The sequence below is a fragment of the Rhodococcus sp. MPR-R1B genome (genome assembly GCF_058793255.1).
On record NZ_JBXAFO010000035.1, the window covers coordinates 32,324 to 56,457 of the forward strand.

Annotated in this window: 27 protein-coding genes; 12 read left to right on the top strand and 15 right to left on the bottom strand. The window is 63.2% G+C overall.

What is annotated here, in order from left to right:
* The first annotated feature begins 168 nt into the window (after positions 1–168).
* From nhaA to AC1Q61_RS29565, 3 genes are read left to right on the top strand one after another with little or no spacing between them, the layout of a single operon-like run.
* Complete coding sequence (gene nhaA, locus AC1Q61_RS29555) at positions 169–1,503, top strand: Na+/H+ antiporter NhaA (protein WP_007732414.1); 1,335 nt, start codon at positions 169–171, stop codon at positions 1,501–1,503.
* Entirely contained in the window at positions 1,500–2,009 is a 510-nt protein-coding gene (locus AC1Q61_RS29560) for a phage holin family protein (protein ID WP_019746625.1), read from the top strand. The genes nhaA and AC1Q61_RS29560 overlap by 4 nt, the downstream gene beginning before the upstream one ends.
* Positions 2,010–2,024: 15 nt before the next feature.
* The gene (locus AC1Q61_RS29565) at positions 2,025–2,960 is read left to right on the top strand and encodes an alpha/beta fold hydrolase (RefSeq protein WP_019746624.1); all 936 of its coding nucleotides are present in this window, start codon (positions 2,025–2,027) and stop codon (positions 2,958–2,960) included.
* 3 nt (positions 2,961–2,963) lie between these two features.
* Here the strand turns inward: AC1Q61_RS29565 and AC1Q61_RS29570 are convergent, their stop codons facing one another.
* The 4 genes from AC1Q61_RS29570 to nth are packed head-to-tail and all read right to left on the bottom strand — an operon-like array spanning position 2,964 to position 6,312.
* Positions 2,964–4,154 (bottom strand): MarP family serine protease, encoded by a 1,191-nt coding sequence (locus AC1Q61_RS29570; RefSeq protein ID WP_487759333.1) that lies wholly within the window; start codon positions 4,152–4,154, stop codon positions 2,964–2,966.
* Positions 4,151–4,870 carry an NUDIX hydrolase gene (locus AC1Q61_RS29575; RefSeq protein WP_019746622.1) on the bottom strand — a complete coding sequence of 240 codons (720 nt, stop codon included), beginning with the start codon at positions 4,868–4,870 and terminating at the stop codon, positions 4,151–4,153. The genes AC1Q61_RS29570 and AC1Q61_RS29575 overlap by 4 nt, the downstream gene beginning before the upstream one ends.
* Positions 4,867–5,520, bottom strand: coding sequence for a TlpA family protein disulfide reductase (locus AC1Q61_RS29580; RefSeq protein WP_492651240.1), 654 nt, complete (start codon positions 5,518–5,520; stop codon positions 4,867–4,869). The genes AC1Q61_RS29575 and AC1Q61_RS29580 overlap by 4 nt, the downstream gene beginning before the upstream one ends.
* A 6-nt stretch (positions 5,521–5,526) precedes the next feature.
* Positions 5,527–6,312 (bottom strand): endonuclease III, encoded by a 786-nt coding sequence (gene nth, locus AC1Q61_RS29585; RefSeq protein WP_492651241.1) that lies wholly within the window; start codon positions 6,310–6,312, stop codon positions 5,527–5,529.
* Between the two features lie 80 nt (positions 6,313–6,392).
* On the opposite strand from nth, the gene AC1Q61_RS29590 reads away from it, so the two are divergent.
* From AC1Q61_RS29590 to AC1Q61_RS29615, 6 genes are all read left to right on the top strand, one after another.
* Entirely contained in the window at positions 6,393–6,665 is a 273-nt protein-coding gene (locus AC1Q61_RS29590) for a hypothetical protein (RefSeq protein ID WP_019746620.1), read from the top strand.
* A 255-nt stretch (positions 6,666–6,920) separates the two neighbouring features.
* Positions 6,921–7,595, top strand: coding sequence for a Crp/Fnr family transcriptional regulator (locus AC1Q61_RS29595; RefSeq protein WP_003943506.1), 675 nt, complete (start codon positions 6,921–6,923; stop codon positions 7,593–7,595).
* Positions 7,596–7,725: 130 nt separating this feature from the next.
* Complete coding sequence (locus AC1Q61_RS29600) at positions 7,726–8,196, top strand: nuclear transport factor 2 family protein (RefSeq protein ID WP_007732407.1); 471 nt, start codon at positions 7,726–7,728, stop codon at positions 8,194–8,196.
* Positions 8,197–8,211: 15 nt separating this feature from the next.
* Positions 8,212–8,772, top strand: a complete 561-nt coding sequence (locus tag AC1Q61_RS29605; protein ID WP_042922850.1) for a TetR/AcrR family transcriptional regulator — start codon at positions 8,212–8,214, stop codon at positions 8,770–8,772.
* Positions 8,773–8,857: 85 nt separating this feature from the next.
* Positions 8,858–10,150, top strand: a complete 1,293-nt coding sequence (locus AC1Q61_RS29610; protein WP_042922849.1) for a carboxylesterase family protein — start codon at positions 8,858–8,860, stop codon at positions 10,148–10,150.
* Between the two features lie 50 nt (positions 10,151–10,200).
* Entirely contained in the window at positions 10,201–11,127 is a 927-nt protein-coding gene (locus AC1Q61_RS29615; RefSeq protein ID WP_003943516.1) for a LysR substrate-binding domain-containing protein, read from the top strand.
* A 58-nt stretch (positions 11,128–11,185) separates the two neighbouring features.
* On the opposite strand, the gene AC1Q61_RS29620 is transcribed toward AC1Q61_RS29615, so the two are convergent.
* From AC1Q61_RS29620 to sp36, 9 genes are all read right to left on the bottom strand, one after another.
* Entirely contained in the window at positions 11,186–12,544 is a 1,359-nt protein-coding gene (locus AC1Q61_RS29620) for an MFS transporter (RefSeq protein ID WP_042446679.1), read from the bottom strand.
* A gap of 184 nt (positions 12,545–12,728) precedes the next feature.
* Positions 12,729–13,724 (bottom strand): amidohydrolase family protein, encoded by a 996-nt coding sequence (locus tag AC1Q61_RS29625; RefSeq protein WP_042922846.1) that lies wholly within the window; start codon positions 13,722–13,724, stop codon positions 12,729–12,731.
* A 3-nt stretch (positions 13,725–13,727) separates the two neighbouring features.
* Entirely contained in the window at positions 13,728–14,249 is a 522-nt protein-coding gene (locus AC1Q61_RS29630; protein ID WP_003943511.1) for a 3-hydroxyanthranilate 3,4-dioxygenase, read from the bottom strand.
* Positions 14,246–14,698: a RidA family protein gene (locus AC1Q61_RS29635; protein ID WP_003943520.1), complete on the bottom strand. Its 453-nt coding sequence runs from the start codon at positions 14,696–14,698 to the stop codon at positions 14,246–14,248. Before AC1Q61_RS29635 ends, AC1Q61_RS29630 begins: the two co-directional genes overlap by 4 nt.
* Positions 14,695–15,468, bottom strand: coding sequence for a 2-keto-4-pentenoate hydratase (locus tag AC1Q61_RS29640; RefSeq protein ID WP_042446669.1), 774 nt, complete (start codon positions 15,466–15,468; stop codon positions 14,695–14,697). The genes AC1Q61_RS29635 and AC1Q61_RS29640 overlap by 4 nt, the downstream gene beginning before the upstream one ends.
* A 42-nt stretch (positions 15,469–15,510) precedes the next feature.
* On the bottom strand, positions 15,511–16,986 hold the full coding sequence (locus AC1Q61_RS29645; RefSeq protein ID WP_492651242.1) for a 2-hydroxymuconic semialdehyde dehydrogenase: 1,476 nt from the start codon (positions 16,984–16,986) through the stop codon (positions 15,511–15,513).
* A 126-nt stretch (positions 16,987–17,112) separates the two neighbouring features.
* Complete coding sequence (locus tag AC1Q61_RS29650) at positions 17,113–17,898, bottom strand: MBL fold metallo-hydrolase (RefSeq protein WP_042922841.1); 786 nt, start codon at positions 17,896–17,898, stop codon at positions 17,113–17,115.
* Positions 17,898–18,368, bottom strand: coding sequence for a RidA family protein (locus AC1Q61_RS29655; RefSeq protein WP_003943508.1), 471 nt, complete (start codon positions 18,366–18,368; stop codon positions 17,898–17,900). Before AC1Q61_RS29655 ends, AC1Q61_RS29650 begins: the two co-directional genes overlap by 1 nt.
* Before the next feature lie 5 nt (positions 18,369–18,373).
* Positions 18,374–18,538, bottom strand: a complete 165-nt coding sequence (gene sp36, locus AC1Q61_RS29660) for a Sp36 family protein (protein WP_003943454.1) — start codon at positions 18,536–18,538, stop codon at positions 18,374–18,376.
* Between the two features lie 53 nt (positions 18,539–18,591).
* Here sp36 and bagA point away from each other — a divergent pair, with 53 nt between their 5' ends.
* Positions 18,592–19,605 (top strand): ATPase BagA, encoded by a 1,014-nt coding sequence (gene bagA, locus AC1Q61_RS29665; RefSeq protein ID WP_037130910.1) that lies wholly within the window; start codon positions 18,592–18,594, stop codon positions 19,603–19,605.
* The gene (gene bagB, locus AC1Q61_RS29670; RefSeq protein WP_007732380.1) at positions 19,605–20,783 is read left to right on the top strand and encodes an ATPase BagB; all 1,179 of its coding nucleotides are present in this window, start codon (positions 19,605–19,607) and stop codon (positions 20,781–20,783) included. The genes bagA and bagB overlap by 1 nt, the downstream gene beginning before the upstream one ends.
* A gap of 18 nt (positions 20,784–20,801) precedes the next feature.
* Here the strand turns inward: bagB and AC1Q61_RS29675 are convergent, their stop codons facing one another.
* Complete coding sequence (locus tag AC1Q61_RS29675) at positions 20,802–21,125, bottom strand: WhiB family transcriptional regulator (RefSeq protein WP_007732375.1); 324 nt, start codon at positions 21,123–21,125, stop codon at positions 20,802–20,804.
* A gap of 291 nt (positions 21,126–21,416) precedes the next feature.
* Here AC1Q61_RS29675 and AC1Q61_RS29680 point away from each other — a divergent pair, with 291 nt between their 5' ends.
* Positions 21,417–23,777 (top strand): penicillin-binding protein, encoded by a 2,361-nt coding sequence (locus AC1Q61_RS29680; RefSeq protein ID WP_492651244.1) that lies wholly within the window; start codon positions 21,417–21,419, stop codon positions 23,775–23,777.
* Between the two features lie 95 nt (positions 23,778–23,872).
* Here the strand turns inward: AC1Q61_RS29680 and AC1Q61_RS29685 are convergent.
* A partial coding sequence (locus AC1Q61_RS29685; protein ID WP_492654914.1) for a GatB/YqeY domain-containing protein occupies positions 23,873–24,134 on the bottom strand: 262 nt, incomplete at its 5' end.

The following is a 24,134-nucleotide window of genomic DNA, read 5'->3' on the forward strand; positions in this document are numbered from 1 at the left end:
GCTCCTGCGCCGTTATACGAAAGATGTCCAATTGGTGGGATAGTGTCCCAATCAGTAGGAATTGAACACCCGCGGGGTTTTCCGACGCAAATTCGGTTCGCGAATTCGGCTCAGCGGGCAATCCGCGATAAAATTCCGTAAAGGTGAGCCGGGAAGTCTGGTCGGCACGTGCATTCGATGCGTCACAACGTCGATCACGTTCATGTCTGTTGCATCCGAATTCGGTTGCACGAACAAAGGTCGTCCCCACGCGTGATCTCCACCCTGCGTTCCGAACTGTCCCGCTACCTCCGCACCGAAACGGTGGGCGGATCGATCCTCCTGATCGCTGCCGCCCTCGCTCTGATCTGGGTGAACTCTCCTTTCGGTGAGAGCTACATCGCACTACGTGACTTCCAGATCGGTCCGTCCGCACTCCATCTCGACCTCAGCTTGGGCACGTGGGCGCAGGACGGACTGCTTGCCGTCTTCTTCTTCGTCGCCGGCCTCGAACTCAAACGTGAACTGGTGGTCGGCGAACTCGCGGACCGCAAAGCCGCGATGCTCCCGATCATCGCGGCGTGCGGCGGCGTCCTGGTCCCCGCGATCATCGCGGCGTCCATCGGTTTCGGCACGCCCGGCATGGACAAGGGCTGGGCTATTCCCGTCGCGACAGACATCGCTTTTGCCCTCGGCGTGCTCGCACTGACCGGCTCGAAGATCCCGGCGAGCGCCCGAGTTTTCCTGCTCAGCCTGGCCGTCGTCGACGATTTGCTCGCGATCATCCTCATCGCCGTACTGTTCACCGGTTCCCTCGCGATGTTGTGGCTGCTGACCGCGGCCGCAGCCCTGGCTGCCTACGCCTACGCCCAGCACAAGCGCATCACGACGCCGTTCCTCTACGTCCCGCTGGCACTACTGACCTGGTACGCGATGCACGAAGCGGGGATACACGCCACACTCGCGGGCGTCGCGCTCGGCCTACTCACCCGTGTCAGGCGCGATCCGGACGAGGAGTACGCGCCGGGCAGCCGCCTCGAGCACCGCATTCAGCCGTACTCCGCAGGCTTCTGCGTCCCCGTCTTCGCACTGTTCGCCTCCGGTGTTCCGATCAACGCCGCGGTACTCGGCGACATTTTCACCGACCCCGTCGGGCAATCGGTTGTCGTCGGCCTTCTGGTCGGAAAGACCGTCGGAATCTTCGGAATTTCCCTGCTCGCGATCAAATTGGGCATAGCCACCAAGCCCAAGACACTGGAATTGAGAGACATGTTTGCCCTCTCAGTTCTCGGTGGCATCGGGTTCACCGTTAGCCTGCTTGTAGCAGACCTCGCATTGGACGGGGTCGGCGATGGCAGCGAGGCCGAGATAGCGAAGGCCGCAGTTCTCGTGACATCGTTGGTGGCATCGCTGATCGGATCAGCGCTGCTGTGGCGACGTGGACGAGTTCATGCGGCTCGAGACGACGCTTCCACCGCCATTGCCACGGACGCGAGAGAACTACCTGGAGAGGTCGACAAGTGAGCTTGACCAACGGAGAGAGCCAGCGCTTCACCGGAGATGGAGTACCGAACACGGTCTCGTCCATCCCTCTCACCGATGTGGACGCCCGCACGCCGGGTGAGGCCACCATCGGGGCCCTCGTCAAGGACGCGACCGCACAGGTCTCCACCCTCGTGCGCGCCGAGGTTGAACTTGCCAAGGCCGAGGTCACGGGCGAGGTCAAGAAGGGTCTGCAGGGCAGTGTCTTCTTCATCCTGGCCTTCACGGTTCTGCTGTTCAGCTCGTTCTTCTTCTTTTTCTTCCTGGCCGAGATGCTCGATACCTGGGTGCCGCGCTGGCTGGCGTTCCTCATCGTCTTCCTGATCATGGTGGTGACCACCGCGATTCTGGCGCTGCTCGGTTATCTGCGTGTGCGCAAGCTGAGGGCTCCGGAGAAGACGATCGAATCGCTCAAGCAGGCCAAGAACGTCCTTCCCGGCAGCCATGACGACGCAAAGCCGTCTGTCGATTTCAACGCGCGCCGGTAGCGAGTCTGATCGAAAGTGGCAGCCCCAGATCCATCCACCGTCAGGTTCGACGGCCCCTGGATTCACCGGGACATTCACGCCAACGGCATCCGGTTTCACGTCGTCGAGGTAGGCGACGCGGAGCCGGATGCTCCGTTGGTGGTCCTGTTGCACGGATTCGCCGATTTCTGGTGGTCCTGGCGCCATCAGTTGACGGCACTGTCGGAGCAGGGATTCCGCGTCGTCGCCATGGATCTTCGTGGGTACGGCGATTCCGACAAACCCCCTCGCGGCTACGACGGTTGGACGCTCGCCGGTGACGTAGCCGGTCTCATTCGTGCGATGGGTTACGGCAAGGCCACGCTGATCGGTCATGCCGACGGCGGGTTGGTGTGCTGGGCGACCGCGCTCCTGCATCCACGCCTGGTGCGGTCGATCGCGTTGATCTCGTCACCACACCCGATGGCACTCAAGAAAGCAGTCGTGCGCGACCCATATCAGCGCCGCGCGCTTTTGCCCTCGTTCCTGGCCTATCAGGTACCGCTACGCCCGGAACGTCGGTTGACGGCCGACAACGGCGCCGAGGTGGAGCGTCTGGTTCGCTCGCGGTCCGGCCCCACCTGGCCGCAGCAACCCGAGTTCGCGGACGTGATGACCAAGATGCGGGCCGCGATCCGGATCCCGGGCGTCGCGCATTCCACGCTGGAGTACCAGCGCTGGGCCTTCCGCAGCCAGCTCCGGCCCGAGGGTCGTCGCTTCATGCGTTTGATGGATCAGGTTCTTCGCATTCCGATCGTCCAGATTCACGGCGAACTCGACCCGTACGTGCTCACCCGTACCGTGCGGCGCGACAAGCATTGGGCTCCCGGCGAGAAACTGCGCACCATTGCCGGAGTTGGTCACTACGCGCATCAGGAAGCCCCCGAGCGCGTCAACCGCGAACTCGAGGACTTCCTCCTTACGGAGAAGTGACCGCTACAGAATGCAGGCGCCTGTCGGCACCGGCGTCGACGCCGAGGCAGCCGCGTTCAACTGGCGCGATACTTCCTGGGCGGTGAGGACGAATCCGGTGTCGCTGTCGTCGACTGCGGCACCGAACACGACGCCGAGGACGCGCCCCTGATCGTCGACCATCGGCCCACCAGAGTTGCCCTGCCTGATGGATCCGCGGACGGTGTAGACCTCACGCTGAGTGGTTCCGGCCTTGTAGATGTCCGGTCCGTTCAGGTTCAGGACCTCACGAACGCGGGCTGCGCTGGCCGTGTACGGACCGCCGCCGGGGTAACCGAGCACCAACGCATTGTCGCCGGTCTGAGCCTGCTCCGGAGCAAACGGCAGCACCGGTGCGTCCAGTCCGGGAACCGCCAGAATCGCGATGTCGACGGCGGAGTCGAAGAGAACCACCTGCGCGGGCAGCGCGCCCTCCATGGTGTCCACCGTGATGCTCTCGGTTCCGGCAACCACGTGTGCGTTGGTCATGACGCGTTCGGGAGCGACGATGAATCCGGATCCCTCGAGCGCGCGCTGGCAACTCGGTGCGACACCGTTGATGCGTAGAACACTCGGACGCAACTCCGCCGCCAACGGACTGGCCAGAACGCTCGCGTCGGGTGCTTCGACCTCGGTGATGGGCGTACGCCCGAACGGGCCGATGACGTCCGGCAGGCCGGAGGTGTCGAGCAACGCCGAAAACTCCGTCGGGATGCGGCGCAGCCACTGCGGCGCCAGTTCGTCCACGCTGGCGAGAACATCCGAACCACGAACAGCGGCGGCAATATTCGGCTGCGACGAAGAAGTGAGCGGAATCGCGAGCAACCACGCCGCGACCACGACGGCCACCGCCTGTAGACCCGCACCGATGACACTGTCGACGGATCGCGCCGTCGGACTGTGCATTCCGCTGCGCGCCGCGCGTCCGAGCACCATGCCGGCGACTTCGCCAATGATGACCAACACCACGATCAGCGAGATGCCCGCGAGGATGCGCAGCTTGCCTTCGGTGACGTGCACGAGCAGGTGGGGCGCCAACAGAATTCCGGCGACGGCACCGAGGATCACGCCGACAAACGCCAACGCCGACGCCACCGCACCCTGACGCCATCCGGACGTGGCCGCGATGAGGGCGACCAGAACGATGGCGATGTCCACCCAACGAGAACCTGTCATCGCGGCACCGCCGAATCCTCGACACCTTCACCGAACTCGGACAGCGCTGTGTCCAGGTCTCTCACGTCCTCGTAGTTCCACGGAATCTCCCAGCCCGACACCGTGAACAGCGCCGCGAGGATTCCTGCTGTGAACCCCCAGACCAGCATGCCGTCGGCGCGGAACGCCGGGCCCTGGTATCCGAGGGGATGGCGAACCTGAAACCGGTTGTCGGGGTCGAGCAACGTGCGCAGCGGCACCCTGGCCACCCGTCCGACCTCGCCCTCGTCCTGAATCCCCACCGTCGTCGGCTGCTCCCAGTAGCCGAGCACCGGCGTCACGTCGAAACCCGACGGCGGGATGAAGATCTCCGGCAGCACGGTGAGCGGCTGAACTCCGCTCGGATCGAGCCCGGTCTCCTCCTGCGCTTCACGCAGCGCGGTGCCGATGGGGCCGTCGTCGCCCGGATCGGCGGCGCCGCCCGGGAATGCGACCTGTCCGCTGTGCTGACGCATCGTCGACGCCCGTTGGGTCAGCAACACGTCTGCGCCCTCCGGCAAGCCGCCGACGGCGAGAGGGTCTGCCTCACGCGGTCCGCCGAAGAGCACGAGCACCGCGGCCGGACGCGTCACGGTCCCGCGCGGCGCGCGACGCTCGAGGACGGGGTTGATCCGGTGTGGATCGGTGGGCTCGGTGCTGGCGACAGCTCGCAACCACTCGGGAACCGGTGTGCTCATACGACGACTCCCAGATATTGCGCCGCAGCGGCGGCGATTTCGTCCGCACTGCGGAAAGGTTGAGGCAAGACCTTGGCGACTGTTCCATCCGCGCGCACGAGCACCGACACCGGCAGCACCGGCGGTGCGCCCACTGCGATCCGTACCTTGCCGTCACCGTCCTGGACGCCAGGCAAACGCACCGAGTAGTCGATGAGTCGCGTCAAAGCGTTCTCCTGATTCGGATCCGAATGCACCGTCAGAACATTGATGCTGCCCTCGGCGCGCTCCGCGAATTCCTGAAGGTACGGAAGCTCTTCGGCGCATGGCGCGCACCAGTACGCCCACAAGTTGAGCAGAGTCGGTTTTCCGCCGACCGCTGCGGCAAGGTCGACGGGCCGACCGTCTGACACGCAGTCGAGGGTGATTCCGGCCAGCGCCGAGCCGGCCGGAGCTTCGCCCGTCGGAGTCGGGCAGGAAGCCAGAGCCGCCTGGCTACGGAGTTGATCGAGCGATTCCGACGACGGAGTGAACGTCGGCGGCTGATACGCGGACGAGGACGGGCCCGTCGACGTGGGCGTCGTGTCGTCTCCCCCGCGCGGCCAGATCGCCACGACGAGAGCCGCGACGACCACGAGCGCAGCGAGAGACCATCTTCCGGCACTTGTCATCGGCGATCACAACCCTGCCAGGGCGAGAAGATGATCGGTCTCGGGGCCTTTCACCAGGGCCGCGGCCTCGGTTTTGTCGGTCGGGCCGAGACCGTACGACGGGCAGTCCTTGGCCAGAACACACACACCGCACGCGGGCTTGCGCGCGTGGCAGACCCGTCGGCCGTGAAAGATCACGCGATGCGAGAGCAGAGTCCATTCCTTACGTTCGATCAGTGCCCCGACGGCGTGTTCCACTTTGACGGCATCTTCTTCCTCGGTCCACTTCCACCGACGCACGAGCCGACCGAAGTGGGTGTCGACGGTGATTCCCGGAATGTCGAAGGCATTGCCCAGCACGACGTTCGCGGTCTTGCGTCCGATGCCTGGGAGTTTCACCAGATCTTCGAGCTTGTTCGGGACCTGCCCGTCGTGGCGTTCGAGTAGCGCCTGACCGAGTCCGATCAGCGACGTCGTCTTGTTCCGGTAGAAGCCGGTGGAGCGGATGTACTCCTCGAGTTCGGTCCGATCGGATTCCGCGTATGCCTTTGCGTCGGGATAACGGGCGAAGAGTGCCGGCGTGACCATGTTGACGCGGACGTCGGTGCATTGCGCCGACAGGATTGTCGCCACTGCCAGTTCCAACGGAGTCGTGAAGTCGAGTTCGCAGTACACGTGTGGGAAAGCCACAGCGAGCTCACGATTCATCCGACGCGCCCGGCGTACCAATCCGAGGTGTGATTCTTCCTTCCGCGCACCCCCCGAACGCGGTTTCTTCCGCTGCTCTGAACTGCCTGTCGGGGTGGTCTGCACTCAGACAACTGTACGGATACGACATGAGTGGAGACTCCGTCGTGTCGATTCTGAGACCTTCGACGTGTTTACTTCCCCCTATGCAAGGACTCGCAGTAATTCTCTTTCCGCTACTGCTTATGCTCTTTGCCCTGGCGATGGAACGAGTCGAAGGGCGATTGCGTCGGCTCTCGGTCCAAGAGCATGAAGTAGAAGACTTCCTCGACCAGGCAAGTCACGACGACGTCGCCCGCCTGGCAAGCGATGGGTTTCCCCATGCGTTCGCCCGCTTCCACCGGAAGCGTAAGGGCCGTCAGTCGGAGGCTCCCGAGAGCGCCAGCCTGGGCGAAATCCGGACACAACGGGCAAGTTGACGGCCATACAAAGTAGTCACCGCAGCGGATTCCGGAAGAATTTTCGGCTCTTACGTGGCATCAATCACTCGTCGCGAGCTAACGGGACGTAGACTTCGATGCCGTACCTGTTGCATTGAACACAGATTGCATTGGACACAGTGTCTCACTCATGAGGGCTGAGCCTGTGTACGACGGTTTGTGCGCAGCGCGGGTACAAAGATAGATAGCGCAAAAATGACACCACAAACGAACAAATCCCAACAAGGAGCGCACGTGGACGACGTCCTGGCAAGAGCCGGCATCTTCCAAGGAGTCGAGCCCTCAGCGGTAGCGGCGCTGACAAAGCAGCTGCAGCCCGTCGACTTCCCCCGTGGACATGTCATCTTCAACGAAGGTGAACCCGGTGACCGCCTGTACATCATCGTGTCCGGCAAGGTGAAGATCGGTCGACGCTCACCCGACGGTCGCGAGAACCTGCTGACGATCATGGGCCCGTCCGACATGTTCGGCGAACTGTCCATCTTCGACCCCGGCCCCCGCACCTCGACGGCTACGACCGTCACCGAGGTTCGCGCCGTGAGCATGGACCGCGACGCTCTCAAGGCATGGATCCAGCAGCGCCCCGAGATCGCCGAGCAGCTTCTGCGCGTTCTCGCCCGCCGTCTGCGTCGTACCAACAACACCCTGGCCGACCTGATCTTCACGGACGTTCCCGGCCGTGTCGCCAAGGCGCTCCTGCAGCTCGCGCAGCGCTTCGGCACTCAGGAAGGTGGCGCCCTGCGCGTCACTCACGACCTCACGCAGGAAGAGATCGCCCAGCTCGTCGGCGCTTCCCGCGAGACCGTCAACAAGGCGCTCGCTGATTTCGCACACCGCGGATGGCTTCGCCTCGAAGGCAAGAGCGTCCTGATCTCGGATTCCGAGCGTCTCGCTCGTCGCGCGCGCTAGTTTCTTCCGGTTCGACTCTTTCGGCCGCTCCCGCTTCGGTGGGGGCGGCCGAAGTCGTTCACTGGACTCTTGTTGTACCTATCGGTAAAGTCTGTACCGATAGGTACACATCTGATCGAGAGGCCCCGCAATGACCGTCCGAGCACCGATTCCGCCCTTCACTCACGAAACTGCCGTCCAGAAGGTCCGCCTCGCCGAGGACGGATGGAACTCACGCGATCCGCACAAGGTGTCGCTGGCCTACACGCCGGACAGTTGGTGGCGTAATCGGTCGACGTTCGTCACCGGCCGATCCGAGATCGTCGAACTTCTGACCGAGAAGTGGACCCGCGAACTGGACTACCGGTTGATCAAAGAGTTGTGGGCACACAGCGACGACCGCATCGCCGTGCGATTCGCGTACGAGTGGCACGATCACGACGGGCAGTGGTTCCGCTCCTACGGCAACGAGAACTGGGAATTCGACGCCGACGGACTCATGCACCACCGTCATGCCAGCATCAACGACGTTCCCATCGAGGAGTCCGAGCGAAAGTTCTTCTGGGATCCGACCGGACCACGCCCGCACGATCATCCGGGCCTGAGCGAGTTGGGTCTGTGATGAAAGGATGAATCCATGGCCAGACAGGTAGCTGAACGCTCGGACACGATTCCCGCTCTCGCAAACGTGTTTCGAACCTACGGGTTCGACGGAGCAAGCCTGGCCGTGATCACCGAACACACCGGTTTGGGCAAAGGCAGTCTCTACAACTTCTTTCCGCGCGGGAAGGAAGAGATGGCCGAGGCGGTGCTCGACGAGGTCGACGGATGGTTTCGCGCCGAAGTCTTCGAACCTCTTCGAGCAGAATCGGTTCCACCGAGGCAGCGCATCCAGAGCATGTTCGCTACCGCGGGCGACTACTTTCGGTCAGGGCAACGCATTTGCCTGTTCGGCGCATTTGCACTCGGTGAAGAGCGAAATCGCTTCGGCGCCAGGGTGCGAACATACTTCGACGAATGGACAGCGGCTCTCCAGGCGGCACTCGTCGGTGCCGAAGATTCCATCGGACTCGCCGAAGAAGCCGTAGCCGGGATCCAAGGGGCGATCGTGATGTCCCGGGCCCTGGACGACGGTGCCGTATACAGCCGAGTGACGACGCGACTCGAAGATCGACTGGTACAGGCACTCACGCCGTAACGCATACCGCACGACCACAAAGGCATTTGTGCCGCGGCATCCACCTGGCATGCTCGAAAAAGCATGCACAAGAAGAAAGGAACCCATGCCCTCGTTCGAGACGGTGATCGCATCCACCCCTTCGGGGAAGGTCCGCGGCCGAAAGCGTGACGGTTCCTACTACTTCGGTGCGATCCCCTACGCCAGCGCACCGCGCTTCGAGAAGCCGCGACCGGTGGAACCGTTCTCCGACGTCTTCGACGCCACAGCGCTTGGAACGGTCTTCCCCCAACCACCTTCACGACTCGAACGCATCATGGGGCCACCGCTCCCCGAACCGGAGCACAGCGAGGACAGCTTCACCGTCACCGTCACAACCCCGTCGCTGACCGGTCATCGCCCGGTGATGGTGTGGCTTCACGGTGGCGGGTACTCCAGTGGCGGCGGCTCACTCCCCTGGTACGACGGCGGCGCTTTGTCAGCCGAGGGCGACGTCGTCGTGGTGTCGGTCAACTATCGCGTCGGCGTGCTCGGATACCTCCTCCTCGACGGCGTCAGCGAAGGCAATCTCGGGGTCCACGATCAGATCGCAGCGCTCGAGTGGGTGCGCGAGAACATCGAGGCATTCGGCGGCGACCCCGACTCGGTCACCGTGTTCGGGCAGTCGGCCGGCGCTCATTCGATTGTGAATCTGTTGAGCAGTAACAACTCTCGAACTCTGTTCCATCGAGCAATTCTGCAGAGCACTCCACGGCCGGACCTCAACTTCACGCAGGCTGCCGCGATCGAGAACGGGGAGACGTTTGCCCGACTGCTCGACGGAGATCCTCGGACCGCGCCGCTCTCCCACATTCTCGACGCATTCCGCGGCACGGCTGTCGAGTTCAGCCGGCGGTCCCCCAATGTCGTGCAACCGCCCTTCGCGCCGATCTCCGAACTGGAACCGGTGATCCGAACTTTCGAAACAGCGCCTGACGTCATCGTGGGATACACCCGAGACGAGGGATCTGCTTTCGTGCGCGACGTAGCGGGAGTACCCGATCCCGAACACGTCGCCGAAAAGGCACTGACACAGAACATGTTTGCCGAACCGGCAATGGAGCTGGCCGAGACCTTCACAGCGGCCGGCGCGTCGGTGTACACGTACCGCTTCGACTGGGCACCGACGGACGACGTCTTCGGAGCAACTCACTGCATAGAACTACCCTTCGTGTTGGGAACCGAGCAGTCCTGGCAGGGCTCACCGATGCTGGGCAGCAGCGACTGGCAGAGCATCGACGCACTGGGCCGTCGGATACGCCGGCACTGGACGTCGTTTGCGCACACGGGAAGTCCGGACAGCAGCGAAACCTGGGAGAAGTACGCCTCGTCCCAATCGATCGGAATCACCTTCTCCTGAGCAACTTCGGGCGCCTACCCACCCGGAGAAATCCCGTCTAGGATTGCTCCATGGACATGCCCAAGCTCCTCGACGGGCGACTCAAACTCCGCCATCTCCTGCTCGTCGACGCATTGAGCCGTCAGGGCAGTGTGGTCGGCGCCGCTGCCGCACTTCACATCACGCAACCTGTCGCGACTCGGAGTCTGCACGACATCGAGTCCATTCTCGGCGTCTCGCTCTTCGACCGCGGGCCACGCGGCATCACCCCGACCATTTTCGGCGAGGCCTTCACAACTCATGCACGGGCCGTGATCGCGCAGCTGACCGAAGCCGGGCGACACGTCGTCGAACTTGCCGACGCCAATCGCGGAACCGTCATCGTGGGAACACATCTCGCCGGATCCAACGTGCTGCTTCCCGGCGCTATCGCGCGCCTGAAGGTTCACCACCCGTTGCTCACCGTCGTCGTGCGCGAAGGTACGCCAGAGCAGTTGCTCACCGATCTGGAAGCGGGCCGAATCGACCTGATCGTCGGCCGGCTCACCTCACCTACCGATGACACCGCGACAAGACGGAACCTCTACGCCGAATCCGTCGAACTCGTCACCCGCGTAGATCACCCGCTCGCTCACCGCGAGGACGTCCAACTCGAAGAACTACGCGGCTTCCCCTGGATCCTTCCTGGGGTCGAGACAGTGCTCCGACGCGAACTCGAGGAGTTCTTCGCCCGGAACGGCTTGCCGTTGCCCGAAAATCGGGTCGAGGCAACCTCTTTCCTCACCGTGCGTCAGCTACTGGTCGAGACCGACATGATCGCGGTACTACCGAGCCTCATCCCCCGCGACGATGCGCGCTTGACCACCCTGTCCATCACACTCGATCCGATCGGGCACAGCGTCGGCATCACCTCGTCGGCGACTCGCACGTCGAGTCCGTCCGCGCAGGCCCTGATCGCGACGCTGGAGTCCTTTGCAACTGAGCTCATGCGACCGTGAAACGCCGATCGGCCCGTTCCCTCCAGAGGGAACGGGCCGATGTCGGATCGACCAGGACTCAGGCGTTTTCGGAGACGCGAATCTCCTCGTGCTCCAAGCCCCGCGACGAATCGGGGACAATCTTGAACAGTGCGATGGCGCCGACCAGGCTGATCGTGCACACCCCGGCGAGATACCAGGTCACACCGACCGAAGATCCGGTGGCGTCGAGCAGAGCCGTGGCGATCATCGGTGCCAGTCCACCGCCGAGAATTGCACCGCTCTGGAGGATCAGAGACGAGCCGGAATAGCGGACCTTGGCCGGGAAGGTATCGGCGATGATGCTGCCCTGGACACAATGTGTGACCGGAACGATCAGGCCCATGCCCAGGAACGCGATGACGGCGACCATTTTGTTCTCGGTGTTGAGGAGCGGGAAGAACACGATGCACCACAACAGGATTGCGGCAGATCCGCCGATGAACATGTGCCGACGCCCGTACTTGTCGGCGATCTTTGTCCAGAACGGGATGGAAAGGAACCACAGGACTGCTGCCGCGGTCACGCTGAGCACCAGGAATTGCTTGTCGTAGCCCAGATGTTGAGTTCCGTACGACAGGGTGAACACCATGAAGGCGTACGCCACGGCGGAGTTCGCCAAGCACGCGGCAAGCGTGAGAGACAAACGGGGGAAGCCGACCTTGAGCGACTCACGCAGCGGGAAGCGGACTATTTCGCCCTTCTCCATGATCCCGGCGAATGACGGCGACTCGGTGACGCGCAGGCGAATCACCAGACCGATCGCCACCAGAACGAAGCTGAGCAGGAACGGGATTCGCCAACCCCACGAAGCGAATGCCGAGTCCGACATCACGGCGTTGGTCGTCAGGAAGATGCCGTTGGCGAGAACCAGTCCGGCGGGTGTGCCCATCTGAGGGAAACCTGCATAGAGATTCTTCTGCCCCGCCGGCGCGTGCTCCATCGACATGAGTGTCGCGCCGGCGCCTTCACCGCCCAGACCGATGCCCTGAACGACGCGCATCGCCACCAGGAGGACGGGCGCCCAGAAACCGATGGAGTCGTAGTTCGGGATGAGGCCGATGAGTGTGGACCCGATGCCCATCATCACCAATGAGACCACGAGCGTGGCCTTGCGCCCGATCCGGTCACCGAAGTGCCCGAACACGAGTCCACCCACCGGCCGTGCAATGAACCCGACGGCGAAGGTGCTGAAGGCAGCCAGCGTGCCGGCCGTGGGGCTCAGGCTCGGGAAGAATTGTTTGTTGAAGATCAACGCGGCGGCTGTGCCGTAGAGGAAGAAGTCGTACCATTCGAGAGTTGTGCCGGCCAGGGTTGCCATGGCAACTCGGCTACGGGCCGCTTTCTCCGGCAACGGCTTTCCGTCGCTCGTAGTGCTGTTGGATATCTTGTCTGACATCGCGGAACCTATCGATTGGATGGGGCAGGCGGACGATGAAGTCTGTAGTCACCGACCCCGTCTTCGGGATTGTCGGTATCACGAGCGTCGTCGATCGTTGTGTTTGGAATTGTGCTCGCTCGAGACATGACTCACAAATGCCGAATTCACCGTCCGCCATACCGGAAAAGGTATAGCCGGGGCCTCAGACGAGACCCAGGAAGCGTTCGGCATTCCCCCGCGAAATCAGTTGGCGCGCAGTATCGTCCAAGAACTCACTCTTGCGAACCACCTCACCGACCGGACGCTCCCCCAAGGGGTACGGGTAATCACTACCCACCATCACACGGTCCACCCCCACCGTGTCCACCAACAGTCGCAGCGCACGCTCGTCGAAGACGACGGAATCCACGTAGAACCTTCCCAGGTAGTGCGAAGGCGGGAACTGCGACGTACCGATGATGTCGTTGCGGCCGTGCCAGGCGTTTTCCATCCGTCCCAACCAGAACGCGAAAGATCCACCACCGTGCGCAAATCCGATCTTGAGACGATCGTCGATCTTGTCGAACACCCCACCGAGAATCAGTGCGAGTATCGACAGGTGCGTTTCGGCCGGCATCGCAGTGAGCCACTGCGCCATCCAGCGATCGAGGCGCGGAGAGTTGGCCATGTCCCACGGGTGCACGAATACCGGCACGTCCAGCGACGCGCAGTGCTGCAGGAACGTCACCACGCCCTCGCTGTCGAGGTCCAGATCGCCGACATGATTGCCGATCTCGACACCGCGGTGCCCGTTCGCGATGCACCGCTCCAACTCACGGCACGCTGCGTCGGTGTCTTGCAGAGGCACCTGGCAGAACGGAATCAACCGATCCTTCGCCGGCTCCACGATCTCGAGTGCGAGGTCGTTGAAGATCCGTGCAATGCGACTTGCCTGCTCACCGCTCCGGCCGTAGTTGAAGAACGCCGGAGTAGGTGAGACGACCTGCGTCTGCACGCCGTCGGCATCCATGTCCCGAAGCCGCACCTCGGCGTCCCAGGCATCGGATTGGATGCGACGGAACTCCTTGGTGCCCATCATGATCATTGCTTCGGTTTCCGACTCGACCTTCAGCCACGGCGCTTGCGGCCCCGCGTCTTCGGTCAGATCCGGCCACCCGTTGGGCACGTAGTGGGTGTGGATGTCGATCAGGTTGCTCATAGCTCAGCCCTTGCCGGGATGGAGCGTGCCGCACTTGTCACACGTGCGGGCTTCTTCGCTCTCGTAGAACTTGACGAACACCGGCGGAAGGTCGGCCACGATGTCGCGCACCTGAAGTTCGACCTCGTGAATCTTGTGATCACATTCGAGGCAGTACCACTGAAACTTCTCGAGCGTGCCTTCCTTGCGGACGCGTTCGATGACCAGGCCGATCGAGCCCGCGGTGGGACGCTGCGGCGAATGCGGAATGTCTCCTGGCAGCAACCAAGTTTCACCCTCGCGAATGTCGACGCGCTGAGGACCGTCTTCGGTCATGACATTGACGTGGATGTCGCCTTCGAGCTGGTAGAACCACTCCTCGTACGGATCGAGGTGGTAGTCGGTCCGCTGGTTGGGGCCGCCGACGACCTGCACGATGAAATCGTCTCCGAGCGCCATCGTCTGATTGTTGACGGGCGGCTGCAGGAGGTGGCGGTTGTCGTCGATCCACTTCTTGAAGTCGATGACGGGAGGAATCGTGGTCATGATGCATTCTCCGTATCTTCGGACGCCGAGCGTCGGGAGGCGGGCACGTACGCCACGCCGGAAATTTCGATGAGCAGGTGAGGGTGGGGCAGCTGGTGAACAGCCACAGTCGTTCTCGTCGGACCGTTTTCGTCGAACAGTTCGGCGTACACCTCGTTGTATCCGCCGAAGTCGTTCATCGACACCAGGTAGGAGGTGACCTGAACCAGATCACTCAGTTCTCCACCCACTTCGGCGAGAATCGCCGCGATGTTCTCGATGACGGCACGCGTCTGCGCCCGAATGTCGAGCGCCGTCGTCCCCATCTCATCGACCTCGACGCCGACAAACGTGTTGTCGGGTCGACGCGAACTGGTCCCGGAGACATAGACGAAATCGCCGACCACCTTGACGTGGGGGAACTTTCCGCGCGGCTTCGCCAGCTTCTCGATGACCTGCGCCCCACTCATCGCTTCACACCTTTCACCGTGACGGTTCCGAGTCCGTCGATCGTGCACTGTGCGACGCCCTCGTCGAGTCGCACAGCTGCTGTGGCGGCACCGGCCAGAATTACCTGACCGGCGCGCAACGGAATTCGGCGTCGGCGGGCGATGTCGAGCAGTGCATGCAAAGCGCGCGCCGGATCGCCGAGAATGGCCGACGTGGAACCGACTACCGTCTCGCCGCCGACTTCCATACGTACGGAACGGTCTTCGACGTTCTGTAGCGGCAGCCACCTCCCGATCACGTACCCGGCAGCGCTGGTGTTGTCAGCGACGACGTCGGTGTAGGTGAAGCGGAAGTCGCGGTACCGCGAGTCGATGATCTCCATAGCGGGAGCCAGCGCGTCGACGCAGGTTTCGATGTCGACGTTCGGATCGTCGAGATCGACGTCCTTCGACAGGCGGTATGCCACTTCGGGTTCGATCTTGGGATGAATGAACGTCCTCAGGTCGACTTCGCCGCCGTTGCTCACGCACATCGCGTCGGTCAACTGACCGACGATCACTTCGGAGACACCCATCTGCGCCATCTTCGCTTTGCTCGTGAAGCCGAGCTTGATGCCCACAATCGATTCACCACGACTGGTGCGCCGTTCGAGGAGTTCGTTCTGGATCCGGTAGGCCTGGTCGATGTCGATGGTGTGTTCGTCGGCGAGGCTCGGGGTGTCGGTGCGCGTCTGCGCAGCGTCGTCGAGGCGACGCGCGAGCGCGGATACGGTGTCTTCGGGGGCTGTCATCACGCCTCGCTCATTTCTGGAAAACTTTTGCGGTTTCGATGTTCACAGTTGCACACATACATTCGTCGGTTCGGTGTAGAAGTGCCGCGAGGACTCGCCGCCCTCACGTCCGATGCCGGACAGGCCCATACCGCCGAAGGGAGATCGCAGTTCGCGGGTGAACCACGTGTTGACCCAGGAGATTCCGACGTTCATCTTCTGCGCGACGCGGTGTCCGCGGCGCAGGTCGTTGGTCCACACAGAGGCAGCGAGGCCGTACTCGGTGTCGTTTGCCAGGGCGATCGCCTCGGCTTCGGTCTCGAACGGAATGAGTGCTGCGACGGGTCCGAAGATCTCCTCGCACACGACGCGATCCTTGTTGGTCAAGCCTGTCCACAGGGTGGGTTCGATCCAGGATCCGCCCGACAGTTCCTGTCCGAGGTCCGGAATACCGCCGCCGGTCAGCACTTTCGCGCCTTCCTGCTCGGCGATCTCGAAGTAGTCGAGAACCTTCTTCCGATGCGCCTGCGAAATGAGCGGTCCGGTCGTCGTTGCATCGAGCGTCGGGTCGCCCAGACGCAATCCTGCTGCCCGCTCGACGAGTCCACCGGCGATGTCGTCGAAAATACTGCGGTGCACGTACACCCGCTCGGTGCACAGGCAGACCTGGCCGGTATTGGTGAACACCGATTTGGTCAGGCCCGTCAGAGCTTCGTCGATGTCGACGTCGTCGAAGACGATCGCGGCGTTCTTGCCGCCGAGCTCGAACGAGACCGGACGGACTCGCGGCGCAACGGTTTTCATGACATGCGAACCCGTTGCCGAAGATCCGGTGAAGGTGACCCCGTCGATACCGGGGTGCGTGGTGAGGAACTCGCCGGCCGAGTTCGCACCGAATCCATGGACGACGTTGTAGACGCCGGCAGGCAGGCCGACCTCTTCGAGCACCTCGGCCAGCAACGACGCAGTCGCCGGGGTCTCCTCGGAAGGTTTGACCACCACGGAGTTTCCGCACGCGAGCGCGGGCGCAACCTTCCAGGTCAGGAGAAGCAGCGGCAGGTTCCACGGAACGATCACGGCGACGACGCCGAGCGGCTTGCGGATCGCGTAGTTCAGCGCCTGCTTGCCGCCCGCGAGATCCGTGACAAACGATTCCTGTCCCGCCGCGGCGACGATGTCGGCGAAGGTGCGGAAGTTCGTCAGGGCGCGCGCGACGTCGAGTTCGCGTGCCTGCGTGATCGGCTTGCCGGTGTCCGCCATCTCTGCGGCGACGAACTCTTCGAATCGCTCCTCGATCCGGTCGGCAGCGCGTCGCAGCAGAGCCGTCCGCTCTCGAACCGGCGTATCGGCCCAACCGTTGTCCAGAGCACGTCTGGCAGAGGTCACGGCCCGATCGACCAGGGCCTTGTCGGCCTCGTGGACCCGGGCGAGAACACGGCCCGTTGCTGGGTCGACCTGATCGAAGCTCGACGACTCGTCGGGTTCGACATAGGAGCCGTCCACGTAATTGCGGATCCATCCGTCGCATTGTGAGGTCATGGACTAACTATTGGGCCGTGACCCATATCAAACAAATGCAAAAACTGCCGCCAGCTATACCTCGATCGGCATAGATGGCGGCAGTTCGGCTACACAACTCAGCTCTTCGTGTCGGCGCCGAGCGCCTCAGCGGCGCAGATACGCCAACTGCACGTTGACGGATTTCTCCGCCACCGGCCACAGCTTCGGGTCCACGTCGGAGTAGACGTGCTCGACTACGTCGCGCACCGAGGCCGACTCCCCCAACGTCGACAGAGCGGCCCGCACCTGATCCAGACGCTCCTCGCGGTGGGCGAGGTACTGCTGCGAAATCACCTGCAGATCGGGTAGGTCCGGACCGTGCCCGGGAAGAACCGTCAGTCCTTCGCCGAGTGCGGCCAGCGATCGCAGCGAGGTGAGGTAGTCCCCCAGATCGCCGTCGGAGTCGTCGAGAACTGCCGTGCCGCGGCCGAGAATGGTGTCGCCCGTCAGCACGCTCGCATCGTTCTCGATGACTATCGACACCGAATCCGCGGTATGGCCCGGCGTCGCGAGGATCCGCAACTTCAGGCCCGCTACCTCGATCACTTCACCGTCGACAAGCGCCGAAGCGCCCCCGCGAAGAAAAGTTGGGTCGACGGAACGCACTGGAGCCGAAGTCAATTCGTGGAAACGGTCCACCCCGCCGGTGTGGTCGTAGTGCCGGTGCGTGATCAAGGTCAGCGCTACCGGACCGATACCAGCGACACGTTGCAGGTGTTCCTCGTCGTTGTCGCCTGGATCGACGACAACACACTCGACGCTGCCCGGAGCATGCAGAATCCAAGTGTTCGTACCGTCCAGCGTCATCATGCCCGGGTTGTTCTCGAGCAAGACCGAAGCGATGTCGGTGACGCGGCGTAGCTGCGCGTAGGCGGGATGGACCGTCGACATCAGCGAACTTCGACGATCAGTTCCACCTCGACGGGTGAGCCGAGGGGAAGTTCTGCCACGCCGACTGCCGAACGGGCGTGGATACCGGCGTCGCCGAGCACCTCGCCGAGGAACTCGGATGCGCCGTTGATCACGCCGGGCTGGCCGGTGAATCCTTCGGCGGATGCCACGAAGCCGACAACCTTGACGACGCGAACGACGTTGTCGATGCCGACCAGGGCGTCGATGGCAGCAAGAGCGTTGAGCGCGCAGGTGCGAGCCGCGGCCTTGGCGTCCTCATCCGACACGCCCGCGCCGAGCTTGCCGGTCAGCGCCAGTTTTCCGTCGACGAACGGGAGCTGACCCGACGTGTACACGTGGTTGCCGCTGCGAACCGCGGGAACGTAAGCAGCGACGGGTGCCGCGACGGCGGGAAGTGCAATGCCCAGTTCGGCGAGACGCTCCGACCAGGTCTGTGTTGCCTCTGCCATGTGATTCAGCCCTTCGGACGCTTCATGTACGCGACGTGCTGCTCGCCCGACGCGCTCGGCAGGACGGCGACGAGTTCCCAGCCGTCGACACCCCAGTTGTCGAGAATTGCCTTCGGATTGTGGACCAGCAACGGAGTCACGGTGTATTCCCAGGAAGTTATTTCGCTCATGCGGTGAGCCTATCCCGCGTACATCTTCGGCCCCAGACTTATAGGCTCGCGGTGTGGTTGCATCCCAAGATGAGCTGAGCAGGACCTGGCCCGAGTCTGCGACGAAGGCCCGCCTGCACTTTGTGTCAGGTAAAGGCGGAACCGGTAAGTCCACGGTTGCCGCCGCGTTGGCGCTCGCGTTGGCCGAAGGCGGCAAGCGCGTTCTCCTCGTGGAGGTCGAGGGCCGCCAGGGAATCGCGCAGCTCTTCGACGTACCACCGCTTCCACCGCAGGAGACCAAGGTCGCGGCCGCCGAAGGTGGCGGTGAAGTGATGGCTCTGGCCGTCGACATCGAGACCGCGTTCCTCGAATACCTCGAAATGTTCTACAACCTCGGCTTCGCCGGCCGGGCGATGCGTAAGTTCGGCGCCATCGAATTCGCCACCACAATCGCTCCAGGCCTTCGCGACGTTCTGCTCACCGGCAAGATCAAGGAGTGCGTCATCCGCACCGATCGAACCGGCAAACGCGTGTACGACGCCGTTGTCGTCGATGCTCCCCCGACCGGGCGGATCGGCAGCTTCCTCGACGTCACCAAGGCGATGGCCGACCTCGCCAAGGGCGGCCCGGTGCATTCGCAGAGTGAAGGCGTCGTTCGGCTGCTGCACTCGCCGGAGACCGTCGTACATCTTGTTGCGCTTCTCGAAGCGCTGCCCGTTCAGGAAACCGCCGACGCCGCCGCAGAACTGGCGCGTGACGACCTCAACCTCGGTGCCATCATCGTCAACCGCGCCAGCCCGAGGTTCTTGCCCGAAGACCAACTCTCCGGTGCTGCAGCCGGCAACATCGATGCAGCTTCGATCCGGTCGACGCTCTCCGATGTCGGCATCGATCTGTCCGACGACGACTTCGCCGGCCTGCTCACCGAGACGATCGAGCACGCGTCGGTGCTCGAAGCTCAAGAATCCAGTGCGGAGAAGCTCCGCGAGATCGACGGCGCGCGGGTGCAACTTCCCGCACTCGCCGACGGCGTCGATCTCGGTGGGCTCTACGAGCTGGCCGAATACCTCACGGAACAGGGCGTGTGATGACCGAGACCACCGAGAACGTGACGGTCGGCAGTTCCAGGACCGGCCGACGCGCAGCTCCTGCCCTCGATATTTCGGCGATCATCAAGGACCCGACGGCCCGGATCGTGGTGTGTTGCGGCGCAGGTGGCGTCGGCAAGACCACGACGGCTGCGTCGCTGGCGTTGCGGGCAGCCGAAGAGGGCCGACGCGTAGTCGTCCTCACCATCGATCCGGCCCGTCGCCTCGCACAGGCCTTGGGTGTGGCCGAACTCGACAACACTCCGCAGCCGGTGAAGCTGGGTCCCGAGGCCACGGGCGAACTCCACGCGATGATGCTGAACATGCGTCGGACTTTCGACGAGATGGTCATCGAGCATTCGAGCCCTGAGAAGGCCGAGCAGATCCTGGCGAATCCCTTTTACCAAACCGTTGCCACATCGTTCTCCGGAACGCAGGAGTACATGGCGATGGAGAAGTTGGGGCAGCTGGCGTCGAACGACGCGTGGGATCTGGTGATCGTCGATACCCCGCCGTCGCGCAATGCGCTCGACTTCCTCGACGCTCCACAGAGGCTCGGAACATTCCTCGACGGACGGATGATCCGGCTGCTCTCGGCACCCGGCCGTGGCCTGACCAGGCTCGTGGCCGGCGCGATGGGATTGGCCCTGAAGGGTGTCTCGACCATCGTGGGAAGCCAAATGCTTTCGGATGCATCGGCATTCGTGCAGTCGCTCGACTCGATGTTCGGCGGTTTCCGTGAACGCGCCACGAAGACCTACGAGTTGCTGCGTCAGCCGGGGACTCATTTCCTGGTGATCGCAGCGGCCGAACCCGACGCTCTCCGTGAGGCGGCGTTCTTCGTCGATCGCCTTGCGGGTGACTCGATGCCGTTGGCCGGTCTGGTTCTCAACCGCACTCACCCGACGTTGACGGCTCTGCCTGCCGATCATGCGGTGACCGCCGCCGACAAACTGGAAGCGAAGGAAAATGCGACCGAGGCCGAGGCCCTCACCGCAGCCGTTCTCCGCATCCATGCCCATCGGGCAGTGATCGCGAAGCGAGAAATCGCCTTGCTGAGTCGATTCACCGCAGCTCACCCGAGGGTGCCGCTGATCGGTGTTCCGTCGCTACCGTTCGAGGTCTCGGACCTCGAGGCGCTGCGCGCGGTGGGAGATCAGCTCACTCGTAAGGGCTGATCCCCCGATCGACCTGGATCAGACTGCTGAGTGATGCTGGCGCTGGTCTTCGAAGAACTCGGACCAGGAGTCGACGTCGGGGTGCTGCTTGAGCAGTGCACGGCGCTGACGTTCGGTCATTCCGCCCCACACACCGAACTCGACACGGTTGTCGAGAGCATCTGCTCCGCACTGCATGAGGACCGGGCAGTGACGGCAGATGGTGGCTGCCTTGCGCTGTGCGGCGCCACGAACAAAAAGTTGGTCGGGATCGACCTCGCGGCATCGCGCCTGAGTTACCCAGGCAATTCGTGCCTCGGCCTGCTCGATGTCCAAACGGCTACTCGGGGTGGCTGTGTACATTCTGGGTCCCCTCTACAAAGTCTGACCGTCGCCATGAGGCGAGCAGCGCACCATCTCAGCCGTCTCGCGGTAGCACGTGAAAGCTGAGACACATTCGTGATCGAGTGTTACGTCGATCACACTGATCACAATTTAGGTAAAGAACGCCCCTAACGCAAGACGGTCGGGAGCATTTTTTGGTACGGCAGTACAAAGCGCGTGTTCAGGAGGTTTTGAACACCCGCAAAACACTGAAACCGGTTCCAATGGGTGGGCACACGTACTCTGTAGATCGTGTCGATTGCAAAAACAGTGGCGAAGCTCGCCGGAAGCTCCGCATTGGCGGGTGTCCTGGTCGCAGGGGTGATGTTCCCGGTGGCCGGCGGATTCGGATTCGCGTCCAATCGCGCTGCCGATACCGTCGACAACGTCTCGGCCGAACTGGTCGAAGGCACGGTCCCCGCGGTGTCCACCATGGTCGATGCGGCAGGCAATCCCATTGCCTGGCTGTACGACCAACGACGCTTCGAAGTCCCGAGCGAGAAGATCTCCAACAACATGAAGTTGGCGATCGTCTCCATCGAGGACCGCCGGTTCCCCGACCACAAGGGCGTCGACTGGCAGGGAACGCTGCGCGCCTTCCTCACCAACACGACGACCGGTGAAGTGCAGCAGGGCGCGTCGACACTCGATCAGCAGTATGTGAAGAACTACCAACTGTTGGTCGTGGCCAAGACGGATGCCGAGCGCCGCGCTGCCATCGAGACCACCCCGGCCCGAAAGATCCGCGAGATCCGGATGGCGCTGACGCTGGACAAGGAACTCACGAAAGACGAGATCCTCACCCGGTACCTCAACCTCGTACCGTTCGGCAACGGATCCTTCGGCATTCAGGACGCGGCTCAGACCTACTTCGGCGTCGACGCCGCAGATCTGACCGTTCCGCAGTCCGCGATGCTGGCCGGCATGGTTCAGTCCAGCTCCGCGCTGAACCCGTACACGAACGTCGAGGGCGTGACCGAGCGTCGTAACACCGTGCTCGACACCATGATCACGAACATTCCGGATCGTGCCGACGAGTTCCGTGCAGCCAAGGAAGAGCCCCTCGGCGTCCTCGAAACCCCCAACAACTTGCCGCGCGGCTGCATCGCTGCAGGCGATCGCGGATTCTTCTGTGATTACGCACTGAAGTACCTCTCGGATGCCGGAATCACCCGCGACCAGATCAACGAGGGTGGTTACCTCATCAAGACCACTCTCGATCCGCAGGTCCAGGCGTCCACCAAGGCCGGACTGAACGCGAACGCGAGCGCCAACCTCGACGGCACCGCGAACGTGATGAACGTGATCAGGCCGGGCCAGGATTCACACAAGGTCATCGCGATGGCCAGCAGTCGCACGTACGGACTCAATGCCGACGCCGACGAAACCGTCCAGGCGCAGCCGTACTCCCTTGCCGGTGACGGTGCGGGTTCCGTCTTCAAGATCTTCACGACCGCTGCGGCGATGGAGAAGGGCCTCGGCATCAACGCGACCCTCGACGTGCCCAAGCGCTTCGAAGCCAAGGGCATGGGTAGCGGTGGTGCGGCAGGCTGCCCGGTCTCGACGTACTGCGTGGAGAACGCCGGCAACTATCCGCCGACGCTGTCCGTGACCGACGCCCTGGCACAGTCCCCAAACACCGCTTTCGTCAAGCTCATCGAGGCGACCGGCGTCACGCCGACCGTCGACATGGCTGTCCGTCTCGGCATGCGCTCGTACGCCGATCCCAACACCTCGGGCTTCGACGAGCGCAGCATGGCCGACTTCCAGAAGGAACAAAACCTCGGTTCGTTCACCCTCGGCCCCACCTGGATCAACCCGCTCGAACTCTCCAACGTCGCGGCCACTCTCGCCTCGCACGGCAAGTGGTGCCCGCCGAGTCCCATCGATTCGGTCTTCGACCGCTACGGCAAGCCGGTGGCCGTCACCGAGCAGGGCTGTGAGCAGGTCGTCGAGCCCGGCTTGGCAGACACACTCGCCAACGCCATGAGCCGTGACGACGTCGGCGCCGGTACGTCTGCCGGTGCCGCGAGCAGCGCCGGATGGAGCCTGCCGATGTCGGGCAAGACGGGTACCACCGAGACCCACAAGTCCTCGGCGTTCCTCGGCTTCACCAACAACCTCGCTGCGGCCGTCTACATCTTCGGCGACTCCCCGACGCCCGGCGAGATCTGCTCGAGCCCGCTACGCCCCTGCTACAGCGGCAACCTGTACGGCGGTACCGAACCGGCGAGATCCTGGTTCGCGGCAATGAACCCGGTCGCCAACAACTTCGGGCCCACCTCACTGCCTCCGATCGACGAGAAGTACGCACGGGGATCGCAGAACGGCCAGGTTCCCGAGGTTGTCGGCCTGAGCCAGTCGGCGGCGACGTCGAGGTTGCAGGCGTCCGGCTTCACGGTCAATTCCGTGACCACGGCATCCGGAGCACGGGCGGGAACGGTCACCGGAGTTTCGCCGTCCGGGTCCGCGATCCCGGGTTCGACCGTCACGATCTACATCAGTGACGGCTCCGTGAGGGCTCCGGCAGCACCCGCATCCCCCGCAGCTCCGGCACCGGGCGCGACTCCCCCGGATGCGACTCCGCCCGGAGGCGAACCCGCACCGCCTGCGGGGACCCCACCGAACTGACGGCCCTGAAAACTGACGGCTCTGAAAACAAGAACGCCCGCGATCTCCGAGTGACTCGGAGTTCGCGGCCGTTTTCGGTTTCCGGTGGCGCGCTACTACAGGCGGGACTTCACTGCTGCAGAGATACGGGCGCCATCGGCCTTGCCCTTGGCCAGCGCGCTGGCGGCCTTGATGACCTGGCCCATCTGACGCATACCCGGACGCTCACCGAGCTCCTCGGACACCTGAGCGAGGGCGGTGTCGACGACGTCGACGAGTTCGGCGTCGGTCAACGGCGTCGGCAGGTACTCGTCGATGATCTGAGCTTCGGCGCGCTCTTTCGCGGCAAGTTCACCGCGGCCGTTCTCGGTGTAGATC